Origin of the sequence: Comamonas sp. GB3 AK4-5, assembly GCF_041320665.1 — a bacterium.
Lineage (GTDB): Bacteria > Pseudomonadota > Gammaproteobacteria > Burkholderiales > Burkholderiaceae_C > Comamonas.
Map to the genome: position 1 here is coordinate 63,938 of NZ_CP166730.1, position 14,948 is coordinate 78,885.

Here is a 14,948-nt window from a genome sequence, read left to right on the forward strand (position 1 = left end):
TAGAAAACGAAAGAGGTTGCTGCTCAGCGCAGATACCAGCCACTGGGTCCCCAGACCCAGTAGTAGGGAACGCTGTAATACCAGCCACCCCAGGATTTGCGATAGGTGTCGCGAATTTGGTAGAGGCGTTGCTCGTCCTGCTTGGCGGCCTGGGCCTCCTTGAGCAGGCGCTGGGATTCCTTGTCGCCACGCGCGGCGGCGCGGTCCAGCCAGGACTCGGCTTCGCCAGGGTCGGCACCCATTTCTTCCACGCCGGTCAGGTACATGCGGCCCAGGGCCACTTGGGCGGGAAGGTGTCCGCCATCGCCCGATTTGCGCAGCCATTCAATGGCCTGGTAGCTGTTGCGTTCCACACCATCACCGCGCAGCAGGCGCATGCCCAGGTCATAGGCGGCCTTAGGATCGCGCTCGGCCAGCTGCGCCAGGGCCTGCATGCGGCGCTCTGCCTCTGCATCCACCGGCGTCCCTTGGAAGGTCGCGGTGCTGCGGTGCTGGTCTGCGCAGGCATTGCCCTGGCAGATGCGCACGACTTCCGGTCGGGTCACCTGGTCTGCCGGCGACTGCGCCGCACAGCCCAGCAGTGCAAGCGTGAACAAAGGACCGGTCCACAAAATCTGGCGCATAGTCTTCCCTTGATGGGTGGTGTGTTTATGAACGGAAACTGAAAAAGTCACCGATGGTAGCAAAACGCTATTCACGGGTTCACTGTGTTCTCAGCTTGCTGTACGCTGGCTGAAACATAGTGTTTCAATTGTTCCGCCGTGGCAGCGCTGGTGTGCCGCGAGCAGGGCAGACGGCCTGTGACAAAGAGCACCACGGACAGACCGCCGCCCACCATGCCAACGGCTATCCTTGCCGTGATCTGTTTTCCGCTATCGCGGGTATATGCCATGTCTGCCTTTCTACGCTTGCCCTCCTTGATCTGGCCGCTTCCGGCCTTGCTGGCCTGGGCTGCGGCCTGGGCCGCGTTCTTGCTGTTGGGTCGCGTGCTGCCGGTCTGGCTGGCGCTGACTGTGGGCTGCGTGCTGGGCACGGCGGCCAGCTTGTTGGGCAAGACCTGGTGGCGCCGCTGCATGGTGGCCCTGGGTTTTCCGCTGTCGCTGGCGGTGGTGGGGGTTGTGGGCCTGCCGGCCTGGGCCTGGCTGCTGCCATTGGCATTGCTGCTGCTGGTCTACCCCTTGAATGCCTGGCGCGATGCCCCCGTGTTCCCCACGCCCGCGGGCGCGCTGCAGGGCCTGCCGGCCCATGTCACCTTGCCTGAAGGGGCCCGGGTGCTGGATGCCGGCTGCGGCCTGGGCGACGGCCTGCAGGCGCTGCGCGCCGCCTACCCCCAGGCTCGCCTGGAAGGGGTGGAGTGGAGCTGGCCGCTGCGTTGGCTGAGTGCCTGGCGCTGCCCCTGGGCGCGCGTGCGCCATGGTGATATCTGGGCAGAGGACTGGGGTGGCTATGACATGGTCTATCTGTTCCAGCGGCCAGAGAGCATGTCGCGGGCCGCGCTCAAGGCTGCGGGTGAGATGCAAAGCGGCAGCTGGCTGGTGAGCCTGGAATTCCCCATCCCTGACCTGCCGGCGCTGGCCAGCTTGCCCGCCGCAGGCCATACCTTGCATGTCTACCAGCTGCCCTTATGGCCCGGCGCTGCCGAGGAGGCACAGGCCGCGCTGGAGCAGGCACCACCGTCTCCCGCCGAGCAGGCCTGGCATGCCATCTACCCGCGCCGCGAGCCGCCCAGGCTCAAGCACCGCGAGCCCCCTCCCGCACCCAAGCGCCGCCTCTGGGGGCTGCGCAAGTAAAGCCTGCTTTGTGGGATGGTCCTGGCCTTGGTGCTGCTTGGTTTGACCGGGACCCAAGGTGCATTCCGGCCTGTCGCGAGCTATGAAAATTGATAGCTTCTTATGCAGTCTGACAAAAGCTTTGCTATTGAAAATACCTGATTAGATACTTGTCTCAGGCACTGCTGTGAAGTGATATTCCGAAGCCGGGACTCGCCCCGGCGAGCGACCTACCTTCTTGCTCGCACAAGAAGGTAGGCGAAGAATGCGCCCCTGCTATTCCCGACCCCAGCGCTACCGCGCCGGGGCAACCTGCGTCACCCAGCACACAGGGCCTGCCGCAGAACTCGTTACGCGCTTACAGCGCTCCGCTCGAACAGCCGCGGCAAGTCAGTTGACGAAGCATGGCTGTCCTACGGCAGCCATGCGGCCCTGTGTGCTGTGCGCCGCAGGCGTGTATAGAAGGGGGAACAACCGCAGCGCCAGCAGTGTGACGAAGCACCGGGCATTGAGGGTTTAGAGATAGGGTTCGCCAGCAGCGCCGTCCACGCAGGGCCGGTATTCGGTTCCCCCCTTTTGCCCATGGCTTGGCGCACAGAGCCCGGGGCGGGCAGCTGTGCCGCAGGACACAGCTGCTTCGTGGTCAAGCTTGCCGCAGCATGTTTGAGCAGAGCGGCCACGCCGCGCCGCGAGTTCTGCGGCACCGCCCTGGGATCGAGCACCGAGCTTGCCCGCAGCGCAGGGACATGGGCAGTAGGGGCGGTTTCTTTTGCTTCCGTTTTCTTGAGCGTTCAAGAAAATGAAGTCGCCTGCCGGGGCGAGTCCCGGCCTCAGAACGTCATATCCGCGCTGTAGCGCAATTCGTAGTGGAGCTTCATCTGAGGTATGTAGCTAATCAGGTGAAAATATAAGCAAAGCCTGTCTGTATGGGCGATAGCTGCTAGCAAAACAGGTGTTGTGTGCAACCGGCGCGGCCTAGATGAGGACACCGCGCAAGGGCCGCCCCGCCGCGCCGGTGTCGTCCCCCTCCCGCGCTTGCGCGAGAGAGGGGGAAGGCGCAAAGCGCCTCAGGGGGCGTCACCGGCATGCAACCCCAAAAACCGCGAGGGCGACATGCCCATGGTCTTGCGCACCATGGCGCTGAAGGCGCTGGGCCCATAGCCCAAAGAGGCGGCAATGTGCTGTATGGAGTGCCGGTGGGCCGCCATGGCCACGGCCTTGGTCAGCACCACCTGCTGGCGCCATTGGGTGAAGCTGCTATCCAGCTCCTGGCGGAACAAGCGGGCCACGGTGCGCGGGCTGGCGCCGGTGTCGCGCGCCCAGTCTTCCAGCGTGGCGTAGCGCGTGGGGTCGGCCAGCACCGCTTCGCACAGGCTGCGCAGTCGCTTGTCCTGCGGCAGGTTTACGCCCAGTTGCACGGCGCTGGCGCGGCGCAGCTCATCGAGCAGCAGCGCGCTGAGATGGTGTTCGCGGCTGCGCTGTTCGGGGGACAGCGGCAGTTGCTCATCGCTTTCGGTGGACAGCTCGCGCACCACGGCCCGCAGCAGCTCCGAGGCGTTGAGCACGCGGCACTGGCGCCAGGCCGCTTCGGCCTGCGGCGCCACATCCGGGCCGCAGCGGCCATCGGGCTGGTGAAAGTACAGGGTGCGCAGATCGGCGCTGCCCACCATGGTCACAGCATGCACCACGCCCGGGGGCACCCACAGTGCCCGTGAGGGCGGCACGATGTAGGTGCCTTGGGCCACGGTCAGGCGGATGGTGCCGGTGGTGGAGATGGCCAGCTGCGCCCAGGGGTGCTGGTGGGGCTTGACCTGGGTGTCGGCCGCCAGCCAGCGGCATTTGGCACGCACCGGCCGTTGCGCCGTGGGCATGTACAAATGGGGCGCCAGGCTGTCCACATAGGTGGATGCCTTGCCGACCTGCAAGGGGCGCGCGAGGGTGCTTGGCATGTTTTCAACAGAAATTGGCTGTCTATCGTAATTCAGACGCGCCCGTCCTGCCTAAGATCACCCTCCTATGACTGCCTCCGCTCCCACCTCTGCCGGCGACTTGCGCCAGGATGCCCGCACCATCGGCCTGATCGGCCTGGCCCATGGTTCGTCGCACTTTTTTCACCTGCTGCTGCCGCCGCTGTTCCCCTGGCTGATTGCCGACTTTGGCTACAGCTATTCGGAGCTGGGGGTGATGGTGTCGCTGTTCTTCATCGTCTCTGGCACGGGGCAGATGCTGTCGGGCTTTCTGGTGGACCGGGTGGGTGCACGGCCCATTTTGTTTGCCGCGCTGTCCAGCTTTGTGGTGGCCGGGGTGGTGGCCAGCATGGCGCAGAACTACGCCATGCTGCTGCTGGCCTCGTTCTTTGCCGGCCTGGGCAACGCGCCTTTCCACCCGGTGGACTTCACCATCCTGAACAAGCGCGTATCGCCCAAGCGCATAGGCCATGCCTTCTCGGTGCACGGCCTGTCGGGCAATATCGGCTGGGCCATGGCCCCGGTGTTCATGGCGGGCATCACCATGGCCACGGGTTCATGGCGACTGGCCTGTCTGTGTGGCGCGGCCTGGGCTGCGCTGGTGCTGGCCATCATGGTGGTCAACCGCCGCTGGCTGGACGACCGTGACCCGCTGGCCATTGGCAACCAGGCCAAGCCTGCCGTGGCCCAGAGCGGTGCGGCCAGCGCCAAGCCGGAGCACGCCATGGCCTTCTTGAAGCTGCCCTCGGTGTGGCTGTGCTTCTCCTTTTTCTTCTGGAGCACCTGCGCCATGAGCGCCATCCAGAACTCCGCCAGCCCCGCCCTGCATGCCGTGTACGACCTGCCACTGAGCGTGACGACCTTCATCGTCACCGGCTACATGCTGTGTGGTGCCGCCGGCATGGTGGTGGGTGGCTTTCTGGTGGGCCGTGTGCAGCGGCTGGAGAAGGTGATCTCGATTTGCATGCTGGGCTCGTCCGTACTGCTGGCGCTGGTGGGCACGGGCTGGCTGTCGGGCATGGGCGCGGTGGTGGTGGCCTCGATCGCCGGCCTGGGCACCGGCCTGGCTGGCCCCTCGCGCGACATGCTGATCAAGCGCGCTGCCCCCGAAGGCGCCACCGGCCGCGTATACGGCACGGTGTACTCGGGCCTGGACCTGGGCTTTTGCCTGGCTGCCCCGGTGTTTGGCTGGATGCTGGACCACCAGATGTACCTGGGCATCTTCTACGGCTCGGCCCTGGCCATGGCGCTGAGCGTGGTGTCGGCCGTGATCGTGGGCGACGGGGTGGAGAAGCGCAAAAAAGGAGCAATCACCACGCGTCCAGCTTGAGTCTGCGAGGTGTAGATAGCGAAGACCGAACCAGGGAGCGCACAAGGCGCTCCCTTTTTGTTTGCGGCAGCTATGCTGGAGCCATGAACTTGCAACTGCGTGCATGGGAGGAAGGCGACAGGGCGGCGCTGCGATCGCTGTATGCGGCGTCGCGGGATATGGCCTTTCCCTGGTCGGCCCCACACCAGGCGGAAGACTTTGATGCCCATACCGAGGGCGAGTGGGTGCTGGTGGCCTTGGTCGATGGCATGCCCGTGGGCTTTGCCGCCATCTGGGAGCCAGACAGCTTTGTGCACCATCTTTTTGTCCATCCTGCATGGTTGAGACAAGGCATAGGCCGAACGCTGCTGGCGGCTTGCGTTCACCATTGCGCTGCCCGGGCCACGCTCAAATGCCTCACGGCCAATGCGCGCGCGCTGCAGTTCTACCAAGCCCTGGGTTGGACGGTGCAGGAACAGGTCACCGGGCCGGACGGCCCTTATCTGCTGCTGGCCGGGCCGCAGCCCGCTCCGCGACCAGGTACATAAAAAAGGAGCATGGCCTGCGCATGCACCCTGGGTTTGGGACAGCGTTCAATAGCCAACGCCAAGCAGAGCGCGCAACAGGCGCTCTCTTTTTTATGCCGATCTGGGCCGCAGCAAGCCGATGGGCTGTTAAGTTGTGGCTGTGCCCATGCCTGCGGCGATAGCAGGCAGAGCCGCACTTCATTGATGGACTGTTGAGGAGACAAATCTCATGCACGCACTTCCCCCCCGTTTCACCCTGCACCGCGTGGCAGCGCTGGCCTTGGTCTGGGGCATCGCCGCCATGGGCCAGGCCCATGCCGCCCCCCAGGCCGACCTGCACCTGCAGGCCCAGCAGGCGCAAAAACCTTATCTCGATACGCTGCGCGATCTGGTGCATATCGAATCCGGCAGCAAGGATGTGGAGGGCGTGAAGAAAATCGCCGACTATGTGGCCGGCAAGCTGCGCGCCCTGGGCGGCAAGGTGGAGGTGATTGCGCCCACCGATGTCTACCGCCTGGACGACACCCCCGAGCAGGTCGGCCCCATGGTGCACGCCAGTTTTCAGGGCAAGGGCAAGAGCCGCATCATGCTGATCGCCCACATGGACACGGTCTATCTGCCCGGCATGCTCAAGGACCAGCCGTTTCGCATCGAGGGCGACAAGGCCTATGGCCTGGGCATTGCCGACGACAAGCAGGGCGTGGCCCTGATCCTGCATGTGGTGGAGCTGCTGAAAAAGCAAGGCATAGACGACTATGGCCAACTCACCGTGCTCATCAACGGTGACGAGGAAATCAGCTCGCCCGGTGCACGCAGCACCATCACCCGCCTGGGGGCCGAGCAGGATGCCGTGTTCTCCTACGAAGGCGGCGGCAGCGATGGCGGCGTGCGCCTGGCCACCAGCGGCATTGGCGCGGCCTACCTCAAGGTGCAGGGCAAGGCCTCGCATGCCGGCGCGAAGCCCGAAGACGGCGTGAACGCGCTGTACGAGCTTTCACACCAACTGCTGCAGATGCAGGACCTGTCCAAGCCCGAGCAAGGCCTGAAGCTGAACTGGACCGTGGCCAAGGCCGGCACCAACCGCAATGTGATCCCGGCCGAGGCCACGGCCCAGGCCGATGCGCGCGCCCTCAAGGTGGCCGACTTCACGGCGCTGGAGCAAGCCATGCAGGCCAAGGTGGGCAACAAGCTGCTGCCCGCCAGCAAGGTGGCGCTGAAGTTCGAAGTGCGCCGCCCGCCGCTGGAAGCCAGCGAGGCCGCGCGCAAGCTGGCCCTGCATGCCCAAAGCATTTACGACAAGGAGCTGCAGCTGCGCATGACCGTGATGGACAAGGCCACCGGCGGCGGCACCGATGCTGCCTTTGCCGCGCTGAAGTCCAAGGGCGGGGTGATCGAGGGCTTTGGTCTGTCGGGCTATGGCGCGCACTCCAATGACGCGGAATATGTGCTGATCAACACCATTGTTCCGCGCCTGTACCTCTCGGTGCGCATGATCCAGGATCTGTCAAAGCAAAGCGCGCCCTGAGAGCGCGTCTTTCCCCCTCTTTCTCGCGGCGAAAGGGAGGGGGCGACTCAGCTGCGGGGCTTGCCGGGGTACAGGCCCAGCTGGGCATCCAGCTGCTCGCGGGCCTGGGCACGTGCCGTCACCGTGGTGCGGCGCGACAGGCTCAGCTCCCCCACCAGGGCATTGCCCAGGGCGGTGAAGGCGGTGTAGGAGTCAAACAGCGCCGCACCTTGCGTGGGCAGCACCAGGGGCAGATCGCAGTGCAGCGCGATCGGGGCCAGGGCATCGTCGGTGAAGGCCACCACGGGTACGCCCCGGGTGCGCAGCCAGCGTGCAATCTCCAGCGTGCTGCGCAAATAGCGGCGCACGGACAGACACAGCACCAGATCGTTTTCACCATAGTCCTGCAGGCGCTCGGAGGCGCTTTGCTCGGGGTCGACCAGCTCCGTGGGCAGGGCCACGGCCAGCTGGTTGGCCAGTAGCTGGGCCGGGCCACGGCTGTAACGCCCTCCCACCACGGCCACCCGGCCCTGGCAGGTACTCAGCCAGGTCAGCAACTGGGCAAAGCCGGGCGACTGCAGCAAGGGCGTCATGGCCTGAAGGTTGCGCATGTCCTGCTCCAGCGCTTGCTGGGCAACGGACAAGGCCCCCCGTGGGGCTCCATCGCCCGTCAGGCGCTGGCCCGGTGCCTCGTATTGCCCGGCCAGCGTGGTTTGCAGCTGTTGCTGGGCCTCGGCATAGGAGGCATAGCCCAGGCGTGGAAAAAAACGCACCACGGTGGCAGGACTGACACCGGCCTGCGCGGCCAGGGTACGGGCCGACACAAACGCCACGCTGTGGGGATTGGCGCGGACAAACTCTGCCAGGCGCTGTTCGGCCGCACCGAGGGTGGGCAGTTTTTCGGCGATGTGGTGCATCAAATCCATGGGGCCGAGCTTAGGGCTTTTTGCGACGCTGGTGCAACACTCGTTGCATGTTTTGAATTTGATGCATATTATTGTTTCTTGATATGAGTTCAAAGAAACATCTGTTTCACACGCCACAGCCTCACCATGCCCCACGCCGCCGCGTTGGGCTGCTGGGGGTGGTGCATGAAACCAATACCTTCGAATCCGGCAGCACCCGCTATGCCGCGTTTGCCCAGCCCGCAGACCGCGAGCCCTTGATGCAGGGCGATGCGCTGTGGGCCATGCGCGGCACGCGCAGCGTCATGGGCGGCATGCTGGAGGTGCTGGAGCCGCAGCTGCCTACGGGTTTGCTGGAGCTGGTGCCCCTGTACCGGGCTTCGGCCGCACCTTCGGCCATGGTGGAGTCTGGGGCCTGGCAGCGCATCCAGTCCGAGGTGCTGCAGGCCGTGGCACAGGCCGGGCCGCTGGATGGCTTGCTGATCGAATTTCACGGTGCCATGGTGGCCGAGGGTGAACGCGATTGCGAAGGCGCCTTGTTGGCCGCGCTGCGAGCCTGCCTGGGCCCGCAATGTGTGCTGGTGGCCACCCTGGACTTTCACGCCAATGTGAGCGCGGCCATGGTGGAGCATGCCGATGTGCTGGTGCCCTACCGCACCTACCCGCATATCGACATGTTCGAAACCGGCCAGCGCGCGGCACGCCGCATGCTGGCGCGGCTGATGGCCGATGCCCCCGGCTGCCATGCCTGGGCCCAGGCCGCATTTCTGATTCCGCTGGCGGGGCAGTACACGGGGGACGGTGCCATGGGCGCCTTTATGCAGGACTGCGTCATAGCGGCCCGGCGCCATGCCGTGGACGTGGCGTTCTGCGGCGGCTTTGTGCTGGCGGATACGCCCGACACCGGCCCTTCGCTGGTGGTCTATGCCCCGGAGGGGAAGCAGGATGTGGCGCAGCAGGCGCTGCGCAGCCTGATGGAGCGGCTGCAGTCCTATCGCAGCGCACTGGCGCCTGCGCTGTGGGCCCCCAGCGAGGCCGTGGCCCGCTTGCGGCCCCAGGAGCGCAGCATTTTGGCGGATGTGGCCGACAACCCGGGTGCGGGTTGCGCGGCCGACAACCTGGCCACGCTGTGCGCCCTGCATGACGCCGCCATTCCCCGCAGTCTGGTGGCGACGCTGAATCTGCCGCATTGGGCCAGCCAGGCGCATGCCGTGGGCGTGGGCGCGGAGATCGCCGTGGACCTGCCGGGCCGTGACCTGCCCGTGGTCATGCGGGTGTTGGCGCTGGGCGATGGCCACTACCGCTGCAGCGGTGCCATGTGGCTGGGCCGGGAAGTGCGCCAAGGTCCCACGGCCAGGCTGCGCTGGGGGGCGGTGGAGCTCATCGTGGCCAGCCTGCCGGTGCAGGCGCTGGACCCCGGGGCGCTGATGTGCACCGGAGTCTCGGCCGACGACTACCAGGTGCTGTCGCTCAAGAGCAGCGTGCACTTTCGGGCTGCCTTTGGTCCATGGGCCCAGACCATCTTGAACGTGGATGCCTTTCGGCAACCGGGTGATCCGGCGCCAGAGCGCATCTACCAACAGCTGCGCAGCGGTGTCGCAGTTCTTTCCTGACAACAACATTTCTCGAGGAGACATTCATGCAAGCTTTGCAACGCCGCCAATTTCTGAACCAGGCGCTGGCCGCTACGGGTGCGCTGCTGGCGCCCACAGCGTTCGCCCAGAACGAGCGCTATCCGGACCGCGCCATCACCTTGCTGTGCCCTTGGCCGGCAGGCGGCTCCACCGACGTGACGCTGCGCGCCTTTGCCGAAAGCGCATCGCGCCATCTGGGCCAGAGCATTGTCATCGTCAACCGCCCCGGTGCAGGGGGCACGCTGGGTGCCACCGCCATGCCCAGCACCAAGGCGGATGGCTACACCATCACCCAGCTGCCGCCGGCCACCTTCCGCCTGCCGCAAATGCAGAAGACGGCATGGGACCCGCTGCAGGACTTCAGCTATGTGGTGGGCCTCACGGGCTACACCATGGGTCTGGTGGTGCGCCATGACGCACCGTGGAAAACCATACAGGAATTTGTCGAAGACGCCCGCAAGCGCCCCGGCCAGATCAGCTATGGCTCCACCGGCCTGGCCACCTCGCCCCACATGGTGGTGGCCGAGCTGGCACTCAAGCAGAAGATCGATTTGCTGCATATCCCGCACAAGGGCTCGGCCGATCTGGCCAACTCCCTGATGGGGGGGCACATCATGGCCGCATCGGATTCCAGTGGCTGGGCGCCCCATGTGGCATCGGGCCGCATGCGCCTGCTGGCGGTGTATGGCACCAAGCGTGCCAAGCGCTTCCCGGATGCGCCCACGCTGACGGAAGCCGGCTACGGCATCGTCTCGGAAGCCCGCTACGGCATCGTCGGTCCCAAGGGGCTGGACGCCCAGGTCAGCCAGCGCTTGCACGATGCCTTCAAGGCCACGCTGGACGACCCCAAGGTGCTGCAGGTGCTGGAAAAACTCGACCAACCCGTGCTGTACATGAGCGGTGCGCAGTACCAGCGCTACGCCAGCGAAGAGGTGGCCCGCGACCGTGAAATCGTCAAGCGCCTGAACCTGACGCTGGAAGGCTGAGAGGGCTGCTGGCGGATGAAAAAAGGCTTGCCTGTGGCAAGCCTTTTTTGTCACTGCGGCCGCGCTTATTGCGCGCTGATGCCCTTGTCGTTGGCGATCTTGCTCCAGCGGGCAAAGTCACTCGCCAGGCGTGCCTTCATGGTGGCGCTGTCCTGGTAGCGGGCAATGGCGCCGGCTGCCAGCAGCTTCTTTTGCAGCGCCGGGTCGGCCAGCACCACTTTCAGCTCCTTGTTCAATCGGTCCACCACGGCCTGGGGCGTACCCAGCGGAGCGATCAACCCGCCCCAGGTATCGGCATCAAACCCCGGGAAACCTTGTTCGGCCACCGACTTCACGCCCGGCAGCAACTGCTTGGCCTGGTTGGAGCTGACCGCAATGGCGCGCAACTTGCCCGACTGGATATGGGGCAGGGCGGCCACCACATCGGCAAACATCACCGGAATCTGGCCACCGATCAAATCGGTCACGGCCGGGGCGCTGCCGCGGTAGGCCACATGCTGCATATCGAAGCCGCCCAAGTCCTTGAGTTGCTCCATGGACAGATGACCAAAGCTGCCCGTGCCCGAGCTGGTGTAGTTCAGCGAAGGCTTGGCCTTTTTGGCATGGGCAATCAGGCTGGGCAAGTCCTTCACATCGGGCAGCTCGCGTGGGTTGACGATGACGGCCATGGGCAAGTCATACACCGTGGCCACGGGCAGAAAGTCCTTGCGCACGTCATACAGATTGTTGTTGAACAGCACCGGCGCCAGCAGCGCAGGCATGCCAAACATGGACAGGGTGTAGCCGTCAGGCGCGGACTTGATGAAGGTGGAGGTGCCGATGGAGCCCGAAGCACCGGCGCGGTTTTCGGTGATCACGTTCTGGCCCAGGCGCTCGGACAGGCTTTGCGCCACCAAACGCGCCGCAATATCGGTGGGGCCACCGGGCGGGAATGCCACGACCAGCTTGATCATTTTTTCGGGCCAGGCTGCTGCGGCCTGGGCCGGTGCCAGCAGACCACCCGCCAGGGCGGCGGCGCAGGCAATCAGGGTGTGACGGCGGGTGAAGTGGGTGGGCAGGGAATGCATGGATTTGTCTCCTGTGTTCTGGTTTGGTCGTTGTGAGAGGGTGGTCAGATGATCTGTTGGCTGCGCAGCGCGGCCACGGCGTCGGGTGCCATGCCCAGCAGCTCGTGCAGCACCTCGTCGGTGTGCTGGCCCTGATGGGGTGGCGGACGGCGCACGGGCAGGCGCTGGCCATCCATGGCATAGGGCGGCGCCAGCACGGCCTGGGGGCCGGCTTCGCTGTCGTCAAACTCGTGCAGCAGGCCGGCCTCGCGGGTGCGCGCCGAGGTCAATGCCTCCAGCAGGCCGAACACTTCGCCGCAGGGAATCTGGGCCGCGCGCAGCTTGTCCAGCAGCTCGGCACGGGTGAAGCGGCGCAGCGCCGCTTCAATCAAGGGCATCAAGGTCGTGCGGTGGGCGGAGCGGGCCACATTGGTGGCAAAACGCGCGTCCGTGGCCCAGTCTGGCTGATGAATCACTTCCTGGCAAAAGCGCACAAACTGGCCGTTGTTGCCCACGGTGATCACCAGGGGGCCATCGGCCGCCTCGAACACCCCATAGGGCACGATGGAGGGGTGGGCATTGCCGAACTTGGGCGGGTCGCCCGCTTTCAGCAGCGCTTCCATGCCGTAGTAGCTGGTGATCATCAGCCCGCAGTCGTACAGCGCCATTTGCACATGGCGGCCACGGCCGCTGCGTTCGCGCTCCAGCAAGGCGGCCAGAATGGCCTGGGCGGAATACATGCCGGTGAACATGTCCACCGCCGCCACGCCGAACTTCAGCGGCCCCTGGCCGGCCTCGCCATTCATGGCCATGATGCCGCTCTCTCCCTGTACCACCAGGTCATAGCCGGGGCGCTGGGCCTCGCTGCCGCTGCGGCTGTAGCCGGAGATGGAGCAATACACCAGGCGCGGGTTCAGCGCCGAAAGCTGCTCATAGCCCAGGCCCAGTTTTTCGGCGCCACCGACCTTGAAGTTCTGCACCACCACATCGCATTGCTGGGCCAGCTCGCGCGCCAGCTGGAGGCCGGTTTCGGACTGCAGGTCCAGCGTGATGGAGCGCTTGTTGCGGTTGGCACTGTTGAAGTAGGAGGTGTTGCGTGAACCCACGCGCACGCCCCAGTCGCGGGTGTCGTCGCCACGGGCGGGGTGTTCGACCTTGATCACATCGGCACCAAAGTCGGCCAGCGCCATGGCACACATGGGGCCGGCCAGCACGCGGGAGAGGTCCAGCACGCGAATGCCGGCCAGGGGTTGAAGAGGGGAGGAGCTGTTCATGTCTGCTGGGCTTGCCATCCGAAGGCTGGACGGCAGAAGGTTCAAGCAGGTCATTCTCAATATGTTTAATTATTTTGACAATTGTGCTGATAATTGAAATATATGTTGATTGAAAGTTGACAATGGATGTGAACGCCCTGGGCCTGCTGGTGGAGATCATCGACGCCGGCAATCTGAGCCGTGCTGCTGCCCGCTTGGGCATGAGCCGCGCCAATGTGAGCCACAGGCTGAGCCAGTTCGAGCGGGCGCTGGGCCAGCAGCTGCTGCGCCGCACCACTCGCCAGATCGAGCCTACGGAGCTGGGCCGCAGGCTGTACGAGCATGGCCGCAGCATCCGCCATGAACTGCTGGCGGCCGATGAATCCGTGGCCGCTTTGGGCCAGGCCCTGCAGGGCCGGGTGCGGTTGAGTGTGCCCAGCGGCTATGGCCAGCTGACCATGGCGGCCTGGCTGACCGACTTTATGCGCAACTACCCCGGCATTGCCCTGGAGGTGATCTTCGACAACGCCATCGAAGACCTGATGGAGGGCCGCGTGGACTGCGCCGTGCGCGTGATGAATGACCCGCCCGAGCACCTGGTGGCGCGCCATCTGGGACCGGTGCAATACGTGGCCTGCGCCACGCCGGCCTGCCTGGCGCTGTGGGGGCGACCGGGCACGCTGCAGGAGCTGCTGCGCCTGCCCTTGATTGCCTCGGGACTGACGGAGCAAAAACTGCGCATGGCGGGGCTGCAGACCCTGGGTCAGGGCGATGCCGCGCTGTCCATGCGACTGGTGTCACCCAATTTCTACTTTCTGCGCGAGGCCTTGCTGCAAGGCCTGGGCATAGGCCTGGTGCCCGACTACATGGTGCGCGAATCCATTGCCCAGGGCGCGCTGCAGGCACTGGACCTGCCCATGGGCAGCCTGGACTTTCTGGCCACGCACAAGTATTTGCTCTACATGCCCACGCGCTTTCAGACCCGCGCCATCCAGACGCTGACCCAGTATCTGCACGAGCGCGCGCTGGCCGATGGTGGTTGATAGCGCCGGGGTTTCCACGGTCTGACAGCGTGGGTTCGCATTGCCCCGCGACGGCATTTGTTTCTGCTTGTGAACAGCCCCCTAGGACCTTCCCGCAGCTGTCTACTGCGGCACAGACAGCTGTCACAAGCGCTGCCTACAGTGGGCGCCGTTCTTTCACTGTCAAGGAGCTTCCATGTGCCCATCCCCGTCGGCCGCGGCCGATCCCTCCAGCCTCTCCAGCGTGCAGCGGTACGTCAGTCCTGAGGAATGGCAGCTGCGCGTCGACCTGGCGGCCTGCTACCGCTTGGTGGCCCTGTATGGCTGGAGCGATCTGGTCTTCACCCACATCAGCGCGCGCCTGCCGGGGCCGGAACACCATTTTTTGATCAATCCCTATGGGCTGATGTTCGACGAGATCACGGCCTCCTCCCTGGTCAAGGTGGACATGCAGTGCAACAAGCTGATGGATTCGCCCTACCCGGTGAACCCGGCCGGTTTTGTCATCCACAGCGCCGTGCATGCGGCGCGTGAGGACGTGCAATGCGTGCTGCACACCCATACGCGTGCCGGCGTGGCCGTGAGCGCGCAGCGGCATGGTGTGCTGCCCATCAGCCAGCAAAGCACCTTTGTGCTGGCCTCGCTGGCCTACCACGACTATGAGGGCGTGGCCTTTCGCGAAGACGAGCAGCCGCGCCTGCAGGCCGACCTGGGCAGCGCCAATTTTCTGATGCTGCGCAACCATGGACTGCTGACCTGCGGGCACAGCATTGCCGATGCGTTTTTGTCCATGTACACCTTTGAGGCGGCCTGCAAGATCCAGATCGATGCCCTGGCCGGCGGCAGAGAGCTGACGCAGGTGAATCCCGCCATCTTGCAGGGCGTGGCCCAGGCGCTCAAGGTGCAGACCGGGGGCCTGGGCGGGGCCTTTGTCTGGCCAGCGCTGCTGCGCAAGCTGGATCGCATCGATCCTGGCTACGCGCTTTAACGCTCTTTTCCTTCCACGGCCTCCTGGCATGGAGGCCG

13 protein-coding genes and 1 pseudogene are annotated in these 14,948 nt (G+C 65.1%); 8 read left to right on the forward strand and 6 right to left on the reverse strand.

From position 1 onward, the window contains the following. Positions 1–23: 23 nt before the first annotated feature. Together ACA027_RS00250 and ACA027_RS00255 are read right to left on the reverse strand one after the other, a co-directional pair. Entirely contained in the window at positions 24–623 is a 600-nt protein-coding gene (locus ACA027_RS00250) for a tetratricopeptide repeat protein (RefSeq protein ID WP_370680411.1), read from the reverse strand. A 71-nt stretch (positions 624–694) separates the two neighbouring features. Continuing rightward, a complete protein-coding gene (locus tag ACA027_RS00255) occupies positions 695–892 on the reverse strand; it encodes a hypothetical protein (protein ID WP_370680412.1) in 198 nt (65 codons plus the stop codon). Between ACA027_RS00255 and ACA027_RS00260 the strand changes: the two are divergent. Continuing rightward, positions 891–1,625: pseudogene (locus ACA027_RS00260) on the forward strand (class I SAM-dependent methyltransferase); the annotation flags it as partial. The gene ACA027_RS00255 and the pseudogene ACA027_RS00260 sit on opposite strands and share 2 nt — an antisense overlap. A gap of 1,211 nt (positions 1,626–2,836) precedes the next feature. Here the strand turns inward: ACA027_RS00260 and ACA027_RS00265 are convergent. Beyond that, the gene (locus ACA027_RS00265) at positions 2,837–3,718 is read right to left on the reverse strand and encodes a helix-turn-helix transcriptional regulator (protein ID WP_370680413.1); all 882 of its coding nucleotides are present in this window, start codon (positions 3,716–3,718) and stop codon (positions 2,837–2,839) included. Positions 3,719–3,785: 67 nt separating this feature from the next. Between ACA027_RS00265 and ACA027_RS00270 the strand changes: the two genes are divergently transcribed. The 3 genes from ACA027_RS00270 to ACA027_RS00280 all read left to right on the forward strand — a co-directional run bounded on the left by ACA027_RS00270 (position 3,786) and on the right by ACA027_RS00280 (position 7,097). Continuing rightward, on the forward strand, positions 3,786–5,066 hold the full coding sequence (locus tag ACA027_RS00270) for an MFS transporter (protein ID WP_370680414.1): 1,281 nt from the start codon (positions 3,786–3,788) through the stop codon (positions 5,064–5,066). 83 nt (positions 5,067–5,149) lie between these two features. After that, positions 5,150–5,593, forward strand: coding sequence for a GNAT family N-acetyltransferase (locus ACA027_RS00275; protein WP_370680415.1), 444 nt, complete (start codon positions 5,150–5,152; stop codon positions 5,591–5,593). Positions 5,594–5,801: 208 nt separating this feature from the next. After that, a complete protein-coding gene (locus tag ACA027_RS00280; protein ID WP_370680416.1) occupies positions 5,802–7,097 on the forward strand; it encodes a M20/M25/M40 family metallo-hydrolase in 1,296 nt (431 codons plus the stop codon). A 47-nt stretch (positions 7,098–7,144) separates the two neighbouring features. On the opposite strand, the gene ACA027_RS00285 is transcribed toward ACA027_RS00280, so the two are convergent. Continuing rightward, on the reverse strand, positions 7,145–8,002 hold the full coding sequence (locus ACA027_RS00285; protein ID WP_370680417.1) for a MurR/RpiR family transcriptional regulator: 858 nt from the start codon (positions 8,000–8,002) through the stop codon (positions 7,145–7,147). Positions 8,003–8,085: 83 nt separating this feature from the next. Here ACA027_RS00285 and ACA027_RS00290 point away from each other — a divergent pair, with 83 nt between their 5' ends. Both ACA027_RS00290 and ACA027_RS00295 read left to right on the forward strand, forming a co-directional pair. Then, positions 8,086–9,594 (forward strand): M81 family metallopeptidase, encoded by a 1,509-nt coding sequence (locus ACA027_RS00290; protein ID WP_370680418.1) that lies wholly within the window; start codon positions 8,086–8,088, stop codon positions 9,592–9,594. A gap of 26 nt (positions 9,595–9,620) precedes the next feature. Continuing rightward, positions 9,621–10,601: a tripartite tricarboxylate transporter substrate binding protein gene (locus ACA027_RS00295; RefSeq protein WP_370680419.1), complete on the forward strand. Its 981-nt coding sequence runs from the start codon at positions 9,621–9,623 to the stop codon at positions 10,599–10,601. Positions 10,602–10,666: 65 nt separating this feature from the next. Here ACA027_RS00295 and ACA027_RS00300 read toward each other — a convergent pair whose 3' ends face one another. Both ACA027_RS00300 and ACA027_RS00305 read right to left on the reverse strand, forming a co-directional pair. Beyond that, complete coding sequence (locus ACA027_RS00300) at positions 10,667–11,668, reverse strand: tripartite tricarboxylate transporter substrate binding protein (RefSeq protein WP_370680420.1); 1,002 nt, start codon at positions 11,666–11,668, stop codon at positions 10,667–10,669. A 44-nt stretch (positions 11,669–11,712) separates the two neighbouring features. Further along, positions 11,713–12,921, reverse strand: a complete 1,209-nt coding sequence (locus tag ACA027_RS00305; RefSeq protein ID WP_370680421.1) for a CaiB/BaiF CoA transferase family protein — start codon at positions 12,919–12,921, stop codon at positions 11,713–11,715. Between the two features lie 122 nt (positions 12,922–13,043). On the opposite strand from ACA027_RS00305, the gene ACA027_RS00310 reads away from it, so the two are divergent. Continuing rightward, positions 13,044–13,943, forward strand: a complete 900-nt coding sequence (locus ACA027_RS00310; protein WP_370680422.1) for a LysR family transcriptional regulator — start codon at positions 13,044–13,046, stop codon at positions 13,941–13,943. A 175-nt stretch (positions 13,944–14,118) separates the two neighbouring features. Continuing rightward, positions 14,119–14,910: a class II aldolase/adducin family protein gene (locus tag ACA027_RS00315; protein WP_370680423.1), complete on the forward strand. Its 792-nt coding sequence runs from the start codon at positions 14,119–14,121 to the stop codon at positions 14,908–14,910. Positions 14,911–14,948 lie beyond the last annotated feature (38 nt).

Excerpts from the sequence above, each read along its gene's own strand:
- ACA027_RS00270 (WP_370680414.1), top strand. The coding sequence starts at position 3,786 with ATGACTGCCTCCGCTCCCACCTCTGCCGGCGACTTGCGCCAGGATGCC.
- ACA027_RS00265 (WP_370680413.1), bottom strand. The coding sequence starts at position 3,718 with ATGCCAAGCACCCTCGCGCGCCCCTTGCAGGTCGGCAAGGCATCCACC.
- ACA027_RS00315 (WP_370680423.1), top strand. The coding sequence starts at position 14,119 with ATGTGCCCATCCCCGTCGGCCGCGGCCGATCCCTCCAGCCTCTCCAGC.
- ACA027_RS00285 (WP_370680417.1), bottom strand. The coding sequence starts at position 8,002 with ATGGATTTGATGCACCACATCGCCGAAAAACTGCCCACCCTCGGTGCG.
- ACA027_RS00255 (WP_370680412.1), bottom strand. The coding sequence starts at position 892 with ATGGCATATACCCGCGATAGCGGAAAACAGATCACGGCAAGGATAGCC.
- ACA027_RS00310 (WP_370680422.1), top strand. The coding sequence starts at position 13,044 with ATGGATGTGAACGCCCTGGGCCTGCTGGTGGAGATCATCGACGCCGGC.
- ACA027_RS00290 (WP_370680418.1), top strand. The coding sequence starts at position 8,086 with ATGAGTTCAAAGAAACATCTGTTTCACACGCCACAGCCTCACCATGCC.
- ACA027_RS00250 (WP_370680411.1), bottom strand. The coding sequence starts at position 623 with ATGCGCCAGATTTTGTGGACCGGTCCTTTGTTCACGCTTGCACTGCTG.
- ACA027_RS00300 (WP_370680420.1), bottom strand. The coding sequence starts at position 11,668 with ATGCATTCCCTGCCCACCCACTTCACCCGCCGTCACACCCTGATTGCC.
- ACA027_RS00305 (WP_370680421.1), bottom strand. The coding sequence starts at position 12,921 with ATGAACAGCTCCTCCCCTCTTCAACCCCTGGCCGGCATTCGCGTGCTG.
- ACA027_RS00275 (WP_370680415.1), top strand. The coding sequence starts at position 5,150 with ATGAACTTGCAACTGCGTGCATGGGAGGAAGGCGACAGGGCGGCGCTG.
- ACA027_RS00295 (WP_370680419.1), top strand. The coding sequence starts at position 9,621 with ATGCAAGCTTTGCAACGCCGCCAATTTCTGAACCAGGCGCTGGCCGCT.
- ACA027_RS00280 (WP_370680416.1), top strand. The coding sequence starts at position 5,802 with ATGCACGCACTTCCCCCCCGTTTCACCCTGCACCGCGTGGCAGCGCTG.